Here is an 11,830-nt window from a genome sequence, read left to right as displayed (position 1 = left end):
CCCGGGAGCTGGTCGGGTCGGGTCAGCGGTGATGCGGCGGGCCGTCCTGGCCGGGGTGGTGCTGGTCGCCGTCGCCGGGTGCACCGCGCAGGTCGCGCCCCCGACCGCGGCGAGGGTGTCGCAGGCCTCGGCCGACCCGCCGCTGGCGGTGGTCGCGGTCGGGGACTCCATCACCGAGATGGACAGCCCCGACTTCGACGCCGGCCGGATCGGCCGCGCGTCGTGGGCGTGGTGGGCCACCGGCGACGGCGTCGCGGTGCTCGGCGGCTGGGCGCACGCCGGTGCCACCACCGACGACATGCTGGAGGGGGTGCAGAACGTCGGGGTGGGCCACCCGCACCCCGACGTCCTGGTGCTCATGGGCGGCAACAACGACATCGACTGGGGCATCCCCACCGAGGACGTGCTCGACGACCTGGTGCAGGTCGCGGCCCTGGTGCACGCGCCCCGGGTGGTGCTCTCGGCCGTGGCGCCGGAGGACGGGCGGGGCGAGGAGACCCTGGCGCTGGACGCCCGGCTCGTCGAGCTCGCCCGCCAGCACGGCTGGGAGTACGTGGACCCGATGACCGGGTGCCGGGACGCCGACGGCGGCTACCGGCCGGGCACCAGCCCGGACGGCGTGCACCCCACCGAGCAGGCCGCGGCGCACATCGGTGCGGTGCTGCACGAGGCCCTGCTGCACCCGTCGTCGGTCGACGCCGCGGGGCACACTGGCTGAGTGCCCCCGCCCGACCGCCCCGCCACCGGGCGGGACGGCACGGCGCCGCCCGGCTGGCCCGAGCAGGTGCGACCGCCCGGCGTCCCGGACTGGGAGCGCACCGCCGTGGCCTGGCTGTACGACCTCGTCCCGCCGGAGTATCGCAGCCACGAGGTGCTGCGGCGCTACCCGGTGCTGCTGGCCCGCTTCGCCGGCGACCACGTCACCGCCGGGCTGGAGGCCGCCCGGGCCGGCTGGCGGACGGTGCGGGTCGAGCTGGCCGGCGAGCTGCCGCCGGAGGCGATGGAGGCGGCGATGACCGCCTACGAGCGCGAGGGCACCCGGCTGGCCGCCGCCGCGAAGGGGGTGGCCCTGGTGGGGGCGGCGCTGCGCGGGGAGCGGTGGAACCCGAAGCTGTGATCCACGGCCGCGGCTACCCTCGGGTGGTGTCCCTGCTCCGCGACCTGACCGGCCCGGCCGACCTGCGGGCGCTGGCCCCCGAGCAGCTGCCCGTGCTGGCGGCCGAGATCCGCGACGCGCTGGTCACCGGCGTCGCCCGCACCGGCGGCCACCTGGGCCCCAACCTGGGCGCGGTCGAGCTGACCATCGCCATCCACCGGGTGTTCGACTCCCCGCACGAGCCGGTGGTCTTCGACACCGGCCACCAGTCCTACGTGCACAAGCTGCTCACCGGCCGGCTCGAGGGGTTCGCCGGGCTGCGCCAGCGCGGCGGGTTGTCGGGTTACCCGGCCCGCGCCGAGAGCGAGCACGACTGGGTGGAGAACAGCCATGCCTCGACGTCGCTGTCCTACACCGACGGGCTGGCCAAGGGCTTCGCCGTCCGGGGCGACACCCGGCCGGTCGTGGCGGTGATCGGCGACGGCGCGCTGACCGGCGGCATGGCCTGGGAGGCGCTGAACAACATCGCCGCCGCGCAGGACCGGCCGGTGGTCATCGTGGTCAACGACAACGGCCGCTCCTACTCGCCGACCATCGGCGGCGTCGCCGACGCGCTGGCGGGCCTGCGGCTGCGGCCGGGCTACGAGCAGGCCCTGGACGCCGTCCGGGCCTCGCTGACCCGCACCCCCGTGGTCGGCAGCGCGCTGTACGACGCGCTGCACGGCATCAAGAAGGGGCTCAAGGACGTCCTGGCCCCGCAGGGCATGTTCGAGGACCTGGGCATGAAGTACGTGGGCCCGGTCGACGGCCACGACGTCGCGCAGCTGGAGTCCGCGCTGCGCCGGGCCCGGGCCTTCGGCGGGCCGGTCATCGTGCACGCGCTGACCGTGAAGGGCTTCGGCTACGCGCCGGCCGAGCGGGACGAGGTCGACGCCTGGCACGCCACCGGCGCGTTCGACCCCGACAGCGGGGTCAGCGCGGCCACCGCGGGCCGCGACTGGACGACGGCGTTCTCCGAGGCGCTGGTCGAGGTGGGGGCGGCCCGGCCCGACGTCGTGGCCATCACCGCAGCGATGCTGCACCCCACCGGCCTGGCCCCCTTCGCCGCACGCTTCCCCGACCGCACCTTCGACGTCGGCATCGCCGAGCAGCACGCGCTGACCTCGGCCGCGGGCCTGGCGATGGCCGGCCTGCACCCGGTCGTCGCGGTCTACTCGACCTTCCTCAACCGCGCCTTCGACCAGCTGCTCATGGACGTCGCGCTGCACCGCCAGCCGGTCACCGTCGTCCTGGACCGGGCCGGGGTGACCGGCACCGACGGCGCCTCGCACAACGGCATGTGGGACACCTCGATCTGCTCGGTCGTCCCGGGCCTGCGGATGGCGATGCCCCGCGACGAGGCCACGCTGGTCGAGGAGCTGGACGAGGCGCTGGCGGTGTCCGACGGGCCGACCGTGCTGCGCTTCCCGAAGGGGTCGGTGCTGCCCTCGCTGCCGGCGCTGGAGCGGGTCGGGCCCGTCGACGTGCTGCGCCGGGGGGCCGGGGCCGAGGTGCTGCTGGTCGCCTGCGGGTCGATGGTGCCGGCCGGGCTGGCCGCCGCGGAGCGGGCCGGCAAGCAGGGCATCGAGGTCACCGTCGTCGACCCGCGGTGGGTGCTGCCGGCGTCCCCCGAGCTGGTGGCGATGTGCGCCGACCACCGGCTGGTCGTGACGCTGGAGGACGGCGGACGCTCCGGCGGGGTGGGGGAGACCCTCGCCGCCGCGCTGCGGGACGCCGAGGTCGACGTCCCGGTGCGCTGCATCGCGCTGCCGCAGGTCTTCCTCGACCACGGCAGCCGGGCCGAGGTGCTCGCCGAGCACGGCCTCACCGAGCAGGACGTCGCCCGCCGGGTGGTCGAGTGGGCCGCCCGGATCACCGACCCGTCACCCTCGTCGTCCGCGGAGGACAAGCATGCTGATCGCTGAGATCCAGGTCGCCCCCAGCCCGCCCGGGACCGCCGAGGAGCCCTACGCGCACGTGAAGGCCGCCATCGCGGTCATCCAGGCCTCGGGGCTGACCTACGAGGTGGGCGCGCTGGGCACCACGCTGGAGGGCGAGGCCGACCAGGTGTGGGCCACCCTGCGCGGGGTGCACGAGGCGATGCTCGCCGCGGGCGCGCGGGCGGGCATCAGCCACATCAAGGTCGCCGAGGTCGACCGCACGATGGACTCCCTCACCGACGGCTTCCGCTAGCTGCCCTCTCCATTCTTGATCTTGCAGAACCGCAACGGAGGCGCGCCGCCCACCGGCGTGGCGGCGTTGCCGAACTGCAAGGTCAACGCCCGGCGGCGGCCCACAGCTGCGCCGCCCGGGCGGCTGCGGCGGCCACCAGCTCGGTGAGCTCGGGCCGGTCGGGCACCGCGAACGAGGTGTAGGCACCGCGTCCGCCGGCCGTGGGCCGGCCGTAGGCCTTCGCCGCGGTGCTGCCGTCGGGCAGCAGCCGCACGGTGAGGGTCTGCAGGGTGAACTCCTCACCCCGCCGGACGTCGGTCCACCGCAGGTGCGCAGGCACCGTCACGTTCAGGGCCAGCGCATTCACCTCGACGTGCACGCCGCCCAGCATGGTGCACCCCGTCGGCGTTCCGGGAGCGGGATGCCGACGGGGCGCACCCTGCTCTACAGCGCGCCGGCGCGCCTCAGGTAGGGGCTGATGCCACCGAGCCAGAACGGCCAGCCGGCGCCGAGCAGCATGGCCAGGTCGATGTCCTCGACCGCCTGGACGACGCCCTCGTCCAGCATCAGCCGGATCTCCTCGGCCAGCGCCCGCTCCGCGTCCGCCCGCAGCTGCCCGGCGTCCGGCCCGCCGTCGCCGGCGACGAAGGCGTCGGCCAGGTCGGGGTCGACCACCCCGGGCTCGCTGAACACGCTCGGCTTGCCCAGCTCGACCATCCGGCGCAGGCCGTCGCCGACGGCGAACCGGTCGGGGAAGGCCTCGTGCATCCGCTCGGCGACGTGCAGCGCGACCGGCGGGCCGACCAGCGACAGCAGCTCGAACGGAGTCATCGGCAGGCCCAAGGGGTCCAGCGCCCGCTCGGCGACCTCCACCGGGGTGCCGGCGTCGACGGCTGCCGTCACCTCCCCGAGGAACCGGGTGAGCAGCCGGTTGACCACGAACGCCGGGGCGTCGGCGACCAGCACGCACGACTTCTTCAGCTGCTTGCCGACCGCGAAGGCCGTCGCCAGCGTGGCGTCGTCGGTCTGCGCGGCGCGCACGACCTCCAGCAGCGGCAGCACGGCGACCGGGTTGAAGAAGTGCATGCCCACCACCCGCTCGGGGTGCTGCAGGCCCGCGGCCATGTCGGTGATCGACAGCGCCGAGGTGTTGGTGGCCAGCACGCACTCGGCCGACACGACCGCCTCGACCTCGGCGAAGACCTGCTGCTTGACCGACAGCTCCTCGAAGACCGCCTCGATGACCAGGTCGGCGTCGGCGAAGGCGGCCTTCTCCAGCGACCCGGTGACCAGGCCGGTCAGCCGGTTGAGCGCGTCGGGGGACAGCCGGCCCTTCGCCGCGAGCTTCTCCAACTCGGCGTGTACCCAGCCCACGCCCTTGTCCACCCGCGCCTGATCGACGTCGGTGAGCACCACCGGCACCTGCAGCTTGCGCAGGAACAGCAGCGCCAGCTGGGAGGCCATCAGCCCGGCGCCGACGACGCCGACCTTGGTGACCTTCCTGGCCAGGGCCCGGTCCGGGGCGCCGGCGGGGCGCTTGGCACGTTTCTGGGTGAGGTCGAAGGCGTAGAGCGAGCTGCGCAGCTCCGGGGTCATGATCAGGTCGGCCAGCGCCTCGTCCTCGGCGGCGGTGCCGTCGGCGAACGCCGCGTCCCGCGACAGCTCGAGCAGGTCCACGACCCGGACGGCGGCCGGCGAGGCGTTGCGGGTCCGTGCGGCCACCACCTGGCGGGCGCGCGCGATCGCGTCGTCCCAGGCGCCCCGGTCGACCTCGCGACGGGAGACGGTCACCGCACCGGTGAGCACGCCGGCGGCCCACTCCAGTGACCGCTCCAGGAAGTCCGCCGGCTCGAACAGCGCGTCGGCGATGCCCAGCTTCGCTGCCCGCGGGCCGCACGTCATCTGGTTCTGCGCCAGCGCGTTCTCCACGACCACCGTGACGGCGGCGTCGATGCCGACGAGCCGGGGCAGCAGCTGGGTGCCGCCCCAGCCGGGCACCAGGCCGAGGAACACCTCGGGGAAGGCGACGAAGGCGCCGCCGGAGATGGTCCGGTACTGCGCGTGCAGGGCGAGCTCCAGCCCGCCGCCCAGCGCCGCGCCGTTGACGAAGGCGAAGGTGGGGACGGCGGCGTCGCGCAGCTTGGCGAACACGCGGTGGCCCTGCCGGGCGATCTCCAGCGCCTCGTCGCGGGTGCGGATGCGGGGCACGCCGGAGAGGTCGGCGCCGACCGCGAACACGAACGGCTTGCCGGTAACCGCGATGCCGGCGACGTCGGCGGCCAGCGCCTGGTCCAGCGCGGCGTCCAGCGAGGCCAGCCCGCCGGGGCCGAAGGTGGAGGGCCGGGTGTGGTCGTGGCCGTTGTCCACGGTGATCAGCGCCAGCGGCTTGTCGACCCCGGGCAGGCGGACCTGTCGGAGCAGCGCCTGCGTGACGACCTCGTCGGGGAACTGCTCGCTCACTTCTCGCCCTCCCAGGCCGGGTTCTCCCAGATGACCGATCCGCCCATGCCGATGCCGATGCACATCGCCGTCAGCCCGTACCGGACGTCGGGCCGCTCGGCGAACTGCCGCGACAGCTGGGTCATCAGCCGGACGCCGGAGGAGGCCAGCGGGTGGCCCACCGCGATGGCCCCGCCCCACGGGTTGACCCGCGGGTCGTCGTCGGCGATGCCGAAGTGGTCCAGGAAGGCCAGCACCTGGACGGCGAAGGCCTCGTTGAGCTCGAACAGCCCGATGTCGTCGATGGTGAGTCCGGTGCGGGCCAGCGCCTTCTCGGTCGCCGGCACCGGCCCGACACCCATCACCTCGGGCTCCACGCCGGCGAAGCCGAAGCCGACCAGCCGCATGCCGATGGGCAGGCCGAGCTCGACGGCGACGTCCTCGGCGGCGAGCAGCGACGCGGTGGCGCCGTCGTTGAGGCCCGCGGCGTTGCCGGCGGTGACGTGGCCGTGCGGCCGGAACGGGGTCTTCAGGTCGGCGAGCGCCTCGACGGTGGTGCCCGGTCGGGGCGGCTCGTCGGCGGTGGCCAGGCCCCAGCCCTGCTCGGCCGAGCGGGTGGCGACCGGGACGAGCTCGGGGCCGATCTTGCCCGCGGCCAGCGCGGCGGCGTACTTGTCCTGGCTGCCGACGGCGAAGGCGTCGGCCCGCTGCTTGGTCAGGTGCGGGTAGCGGTCGTGCAGGTTCTCCGCGGTGGACCCCATCACGAGCGCGGAGGAGTCGACGATCTTCTCGCTGACGAACCGCGGGTTCGGGTCGACGCCCTCGCCCATCGGGTGGTGGCCCATGTGCTCGACCCCGCCGGCGATGGCGACGTCGTAGGCGCCGAACGCGATGCCCGACGCCGTCGTGGTCACCGCGGTCATCGCACCGGCGCACATCCGGTCGATCGCGAAGCCGGGGACGCTGTTCGGCAGGCCGGCCAGCAGCGCGGCGGTGCGGCCGATGGTCAGGCCCTGGTCGCCGATCTGGGTGGTGGCGGCGATGGCCACCTCGTCCACCCGGTCGGCCGGGAGCTGCGGGTTGCGCCGCATGAGCTCGCGGATGCAGCGGACGACGAGGTCGTCGGCGCGGGTCTGGGCGTACATGCCCGCGGGGCCGGCCTTGCCGAACGGGGTGCGCACGCCGTCGACGAAGACGACCTCGCGCAGGGAGCGGGTCACGGGACCTCCGTTGGGGAGCGGGACGCGGCGGGGAGCCGCGTCGGGCCACAAGTTACCCGCCGGTAACCCCGCCTCCGCCATCGCCCACCCGCACCGCACCCGGGCATGGGATCCCCTGCACCCGCCCACGGGGCCCATCACCGGGTGCAGGGGCTCCCATGCCGGCGGGAGGGGAGGTGTCGGAAGCTCCACCCGGGTGGATGGGGCCGTCGGCGGGGGTCGAGCTTCCGATACCCGGGGCGGGTGCCGGGCGGGGGTCAGGCCAGGGACGCGGCGTCGGTGAGCAGGTCGCGGGTGAGGTCGACCTGCCACTCCCGCGCGCCGCCGTCCCGCAGGAACCCGCTGACCGAGTCCGGGGTGACCTCGGCCGGCGGTGACCACATGAGCCGGCGGACCAGGTCGGGGGAGAGCAGGTTCTCCACCGGCACCGACCACTGCTCGGCCAGTGCCGCCAGCCCCGCGCGGGCGGCCTTGAGGCGCTTGTCGGCGTCGGGGTCCCGGTCGGCCCAGCGGTTGACCGGCGGCGGTCCGTCGCCGGGCAGGCTGTGCGGCGGCAGCTGGTCCTCGGGGACGGCGCGGCCCTTCTGCAGCGCACCGAACCAGGTGCCGGCGATCTTGCGGTTCGACCGGCCGCGGAACACCGGCAGGTCGGCCAGCGCCTCGACGGTGGCCGGGTCGGCGGTGACCGCGGCGACCATCGCGGAGTCCGGCAGCACGCGGCCGGGGGCGACGTCGCGGCGGCGGGCGAGCAGGTCCCGGGCCTCCCAGAGTGCCCGCAGCAGGGCCAGCTGACGCCGGTTGCGCAGCGCGTGCATCCCGGAGGTGCGCCGCCACGGGTCGACCCGGGGGGCGGGCGGGCCGGCGGCGAGGATGGCCGCGAACTCCTGCCGCGCCCACTCGGTCTTGCCCTGCTCCTCGAGGATCGCGGCCAGCGCGTCGCGCAGCTCGACGAGCACCTCGACGTCGAGGGCGGCGTAGACCAGCCAGTCGGTGGGCAGCGGCCGGGTCGACCAGTCCGCGGCCGAGTGGCCCTTCTGCAGGGTGTAGCCGAGCAGGGACTCCACGACCGCGCCCAGCCCGACCCGCGGCAGGCCGGCCAGCCGGGCGGCGAGCTCCGTGTCGAACAGCTTCGTGGGCACCAGGCCGATCTCGGCCAGGCACGGCAGGTCCTGGTTGGCGGCGTGCAGCACCCACTCCACGTCGCCGACGACGGCCTGGACGGGGGAGAGGTCGGGCAGCGGCACCGGGTCGACCAGGCCGGTGCCCGACCCGGCCCGGCGCAGCTGCACCAGGTAGGCCTTCTGGCCGTAGCGGTAGCCCGAGGCGCGCTCGGCGTCGACCGCGACCGGGCCGCTGCCGGCCGCCAGCGCCGCGGCGTAGTCGACCAGCGCGGTGGAGGTCTCGATGACCGGCGGCAGCCCGTCGCGGGGGGCCAACAGGGGCACGGCGGGGGAATCCTCCGCAGGCGGCGGCTGCTCGGTCACGAGATCACCCCGCCGCGGATGCCGAGCGCCACCATGTGGGCGCGGTCGCCGGTGCCGAGCTTGCGCGCGATGCGGGCCAGGTGGCTCTTCACCGTGAGGGCGGACAGGTCCACCAAGTCACCGATCTCCTTGTTCGTGTGCCCCTCGGCGACGAGCCGGAGGATGTCGACCTCGCGGGCCGAGAGGTGCCCCGGGCCGTCGTCGACCGGGGTGCGGGTCAGGCCGACGGCCAGGCTGCTGGCGATGCCCGGGTCGGCCCAGACCTCGCCGGACAGCGCGGACTGCAGGCCCTCGGTCAGCACGGCCAGCGGCGAGGTCTTGAGCAGGTAGGCCTGCACCCCGGCCAGGAACGCCGCCCGGACGACGCCCGGGTCGGTCACCGCGGTCAGCACCACCACGACCGGCCACCCGTCGGCGCGCAGCACCGGCATCAGCTCCAGCCCGCGACCGGGCGGGCCGGGCACCGGGCCGGTGCTGTCGGGCAGGTCGACGTCGAGCACGCACAGGGCGCGCGGGCCGGACACGTGGGCACGCACACGCGCCTCGTCCAGGCCGGCCGCCTCCTCGACGTCACGGGCGCCCATCGCCCGCAGGCGCGCGGCCAGGGCCTCGCGGACGAGGGGTGCGGGGTCGACGACGAGCGCGGTGGCGTCCGGTGGCAGCAGCGCGCCGTCGGCACGCGTGTGTCCCAGGGTCACCGGTCGGTCGCTCCGTCGTCACGGCCGCTCCGCGCGTCGCCGCAGCCGGCTCATCGTCGTTGCGCCGGATGGAGCAACCAGCCCACTCTAGGAGGTGCTGCCGCCCGGTGCCCGCCCCTGCCCCAGCAGGTGCACCCCCGGTGGGGGGAGGCCGGCGGCGTTGCCCAGCACCTCGAGCCAGGCGCCCAGGTGGCGGTCGAGGTCGGTGTCCGCGGCGGTCCAGGACGCGCGGATCTCCACGTCCACCGAGTGCTCGGGGCCCGCGATGTCGCCGAAGCGGGTGGAGGCGGTGCGGGTGACCGTGCCGCCCAGGGAGTGGTGGTCGGCGCCGTGGTCGACCAGCGCCTCCACCAGCCAGCTCCAGGCGACCTCGGAGAACATCTGGTCGTCGACCATGGTCTCGTCGGTGACGGCGGAGACGTAGCCGACGCACCGGGTGGTGCCGTCCCAGGCCTCGTGGCCGGCGGGGTCGAAGAGCACGATGAACCGACCGCTGGCGATCTCCAGGTCGTCCTCGCCGGACCCGTCGCCGACGGGTTCGGCGACGCGGGCGCCGATGGCGTGCGACCAGGGGGCCAGCCGCTGGGGTGCCGGGATGTGCTCGAGCTGGATCTCGCGGCGGGCACGGACGGTGGCCAGGGCGTCGAGGCCGGCCTGGAACTCGGCCGGCGGCGGGAGGCGCTCGGCGTCACCGTCCGGCGCGCGCCCCGCCCTGCGCTGTGGGTCCACGCACGAAGGGTAGGTCGCTGTACCGACAGCACGCCTGCGCGACGCGCCCACTGGTCCTGCACGGAGAGTCACGCGAGACGGCGTGTCGAGCTCGGCGGGTCGTCGGGGCGCCGGACAGGACCCGGCGGCCGGGTCGCCGTGGGTCTGGGAGGATGGCCGGTCGTGGGCACACCAGCAGGACCGGGCACCGCCAGCACGCCGTCCCCGGCCGACTCCGACCTCGTCCGCGCCGCCCTGGGCCGCCCGGTCGACCGCACGCCGGTGTGGTTCATGCGGCAGGCCGGGCGCTCGCTGCCGGAGTACCGCGCGTTGCGCGCGGGCACCGCGATGCTGCAGGCCTGCCAGGACCCCGACCTGGTCACCGAGATCACCCTGCAGCCGGTCCGCCGGCACGGGGTGGACGCCGCGATCCTGTTCTCCGACATCGTGCTGCCGCTGGTGGTCGCCGGGGTGGACATCGAGATCAAGCCCGGTGTGGGTCCGGTCGTGGCCCAGCCGGTGCGCAGCGTCGCCGACGTCGACGCGCTGCCCGACCTGGAGCCCGAGGGGCTGGGCTTCCTGACCACGGCCGTCGGCCGGCTGGTGGCCGAGCTCGGCGCCACCCCGCTGATCGGGTTCGCCGGGGCGCCCTTCACCCTCGCCACCTACCTCATCGAGGGCGGGCCCTCGAAGGAGCACGCGCGCACCAAGGCCTTCATGTACGCCGAGCCCGAGGCCTGGCAGCGGCTGCTGGCCAAGCTCGCGGTGTCGGCGTCGGTGTTCCTGCGCGCCCAGGTCGACGCCGGGGCCTCGGCCGTCCAGCTGTTCGACTCCTGGGCCGGGGTGCTCTCCGCGGCCGACTACGCCGCCCGGGTGCTGCCGCACTCCCGCGCCGCGTTCGACGGACTGGGCGACCGGGCCGCCGGGGTGCGGGACGTGCCGCGGATCCACTTCGGTGTCGGCACCGGCGAGCTGCTGCCGCTGATCGGGAACGCCGGCGCCGACGTCGTCGGTGTGGACTGGCGGGTCCCGCTGGACGAGGCCGTGCGCCGGGTCGGGCCCGGCTACTCCCTGCAGGGCAACCTCGACCCTGCCGTCCTGCTCGCCGGCCGGACCACCCTGGACGCCGAGGTGCGCCGGGTCGTGGAGCAGGGCCGGGCCGCGCGGGGGCACGTGTTCAACCTCGGCCACGGCGTGCTGCCCGACACCGACCCGGGCGCCATCACCCACGTGGTCGAGCTGGTGCACGAGCTGAGCTCGCGCGCATGAGCCGGCTGGTCGTCGTCGGGGCCGGCATCACCGGGCTGACGGCGGCCTGGGCCTGGCACCGCGAGCACCCGGACGGCGAGGTCGTCGTGCTCGAGGCCGGGAACCGGGTGGGCGGCAAGCTGGGCCGGGTCCGGCTGGCCGGGACCTGGTACGACACCGGCGCCGAGGCCGTCCTCGCCCGGGTCCCCGACGCCGTCGGGCTGATCGCCGAGCTGGGCCTGGCGACCGTCGTCCCCGCCACCACCTCGGCGTCGGTGGAGCTGCCCGACGGCCGGCACCGGCTGCCGGCCGCCACCCTGCTGGGCGTGCCCACCTCCGCCGACGGGCTGGACGGCGTGCTGTCGCCGGCCGGGGTGGCCCGGGTGCGCGCCGAGGCCGCGCTGCCTCCCCTGGAGTTCGGCGAGGACCGGACCGTCGGGGGCCTGCTGCGGGAGCGGCTGGGCGACGAGGTGGTCGACCGGCTCGTGGAGCCGCTGCTGGGCGGGGTCTACGCCGGCCAGGCCGACCGGCTGTCGGTGCGGGCCACCATGCCGGCGCTGGCCGCGCAGCTGCCCCGGCACAGCTCGGTGCTCGCCGCCGCGGGGGCGGCCCGCGACTCCGGCGCGCGCAGCCGGGAGGCAGCGGCCGGCGCCCCCGACGGCCCGGTGTTCGTCACGCTCCCCGAGGGGGTCGCCTCCCTGCCGCACGCGCTGGCCGCGGCGCTGC

At 75.6% G+C, this 11,830-nt stretch carries 12 protein-coding genes; 6 read left to right on the top strand and 6 right to left on the bottom strand.

Going from position 1 to position 11,830, the window contains the following annotated elements; genetic code table 11:
• From NH342_RS18850 to NH342_RS18835, 4 genes are all read left to right on the top strand, one after another.
• On the top strand, positions 1–718 hold a 718-nt coding region (locus NH342_RS18850), incomplete at its 5' end, for an SGNH/GDSL hydrolase family protein (RefSeq protein WP_253017185.1).
• Positions 719–1,117, top strand: coding sequence for a hypothetical protein (locus NH342_RS18845; protein WP_253017183.1), 399 nt, complete (start codon positions 719–721; stop codon positions 1,115–1,117). It begins immediately after the preceding gene.
• A 26-nt stretch (positions 1,118–1,143) separates the two neighbouring features.
• Positions 1,144–3,060 (top strand): 1-deoxy-D-xylulose-5-phosphate synthase, encoded by a 1,917-nt coding sequence (dxs, locus tag NH342_RS18840; RefSeq protein WP_253017181.1) that lies wholly within the window; start codon positions 1,144–1,146, stop codon positions 3,058–3,060.
• A complete protein-coding gene (locus tag NH342_RS18835) occupies positions 3,047–3,328 on the top strand; it encodes a thiamine-binding protein (RefSeq protein ID WP_253017179.1) in 282 nt (93 codons plus the stop codon). Before dxs ends, NH342_RS18835 begins: the two co-directional genes overlap by 14 nt.
• A gap of 82 nt (positions 3,329–3,410) precedes the next feature.
• Here NH342_RS18835 and NH342_RS18830 read toward each other — a convergent pair whose 3' ends face one another.
• The 6 genes from NH342_RS18830 to NH342_RS23940 form a co-directional block, all read right to left on the bottom strand.
• The gene (locus tag NH342_RS18830; protein ID WP_253017177.1) at positions 3,411–3,686 is read right to left on the bottom strand and encodes a hypothetical protein; all 276 of its coding nucleotides are present in this window, start codon (positions 3,684–3,686) and stop codon (positions 3,411–3,413) included.
• A gap of 65 nt (positions 3,687–3,751) precedes the next feature.
• Entirely contained in the window at positions 3,752–5,767 is a 2,016-nt protein-coding gene (locus NH342_RS18825; protein WP_253017175.1) for a 3-hydroxyacyl-CoA dehydrogenase NAD-binding domain-containing protein, read from the bottom strand.
• Positions 5,764–6,966: a thiolase family protein gene (locus NH342_RS18820; protein WP_253017173.1), complete on the bottom strand. Its 1,203-nt coding sequence runs from the start codon at positions 6,964–6,966 to the stop codon at positions 5,764–5,766. Before NH342_RS18820 ends, NH342_RS18825 begins: the two co-directional genes overlap by 4 nt.
• 257 nt (positions 6,967–7,223) lie before the next feature.
• Positions 7,224–8,450: a ribonuclease D gene (locus NH342_RS18815; RefSeq protein WP_253017171.1), complete on the bottom strand. Its 1,227-nt coding sequence runs from the start codon at positions 8,448–8,450 to the stop codon at positions 7,224–7,226.
• Positions 8,447–9,148 (bottom strand): response regulator transcription factor, encoded by a 702-nt coding sequence (locus NH342_RS18810; protein WP_253017169.1) that lies wholly within the window; start codon positions 9,146–9,148, stop codon positions 8,447–8,449. Before NH342_RS18810 ends, NH342_RS18815 begins: the two co-directional genes overlap by 4 nt.
• An 87-nt stretch (positions 9,149–9,235) precedes the next feature.
• The gene (locus NH342_RS23940) at positions 9,236–9,877 is read right to left on the bottom strand and encodes a DUF3000 domain-containing protein (protein ID WP_253017167.1); all 642 of its coding nucleotides are present in this window, start codon (positions 9,875–9,877) and stop codon (positions 9,236–9,238) included.
• Between the two features lie 162 nt (positions 9,878–10,039).
• Between NH342_RS23940 and hemE the strand changes: the two genes are divergently transcribed.
• Complete coding sequence (gene hemE / locus NH342_RS18800) at positions 10,040–11,125, top strand: uroporphyrinogen decarboxylase (protein WP_253017165.1); 1,086 nt, start codon at positions 10,040–10,042, stop codon at positions 11,123–11,125.
• Positions 11,122–11,830, top strand: a 709-nt coding sequence (gene hemG, locus NH342_RS18795; protein WP_253017164.1) for a protoporphyrinogen oxidase, incomplete at its 3' end; no start/stop codon positions are given. The genes hemE and hemG, both read left to right, overlap by 4 nt.

This window comes from Klenkia sp. PcliD-1-E, from assembly GCF_024124375.1.
Taxonomy (GTDB): domain Bacteria; phylum Actinomycetota; class Actinomycetes; order Mycobacteriales; family Geodermatophilaceae; genus Klenkia.
The sequence above is the reverse complement of the archived record's forward strand: the minus strand, read 5'-3'. Positions and strand labels throughout refer to the sequence as shown.

Bases quoted from the DNA above. Each gene is read 5' to 3' on its own strand.
- NH342_RS18835 (WP_253017179.1), top strand. From the start codon at position 3,047: ATGCTGATCGCTGAGATCCAGGTCGCCCCCAGCCCGCCCGGGACCGCC.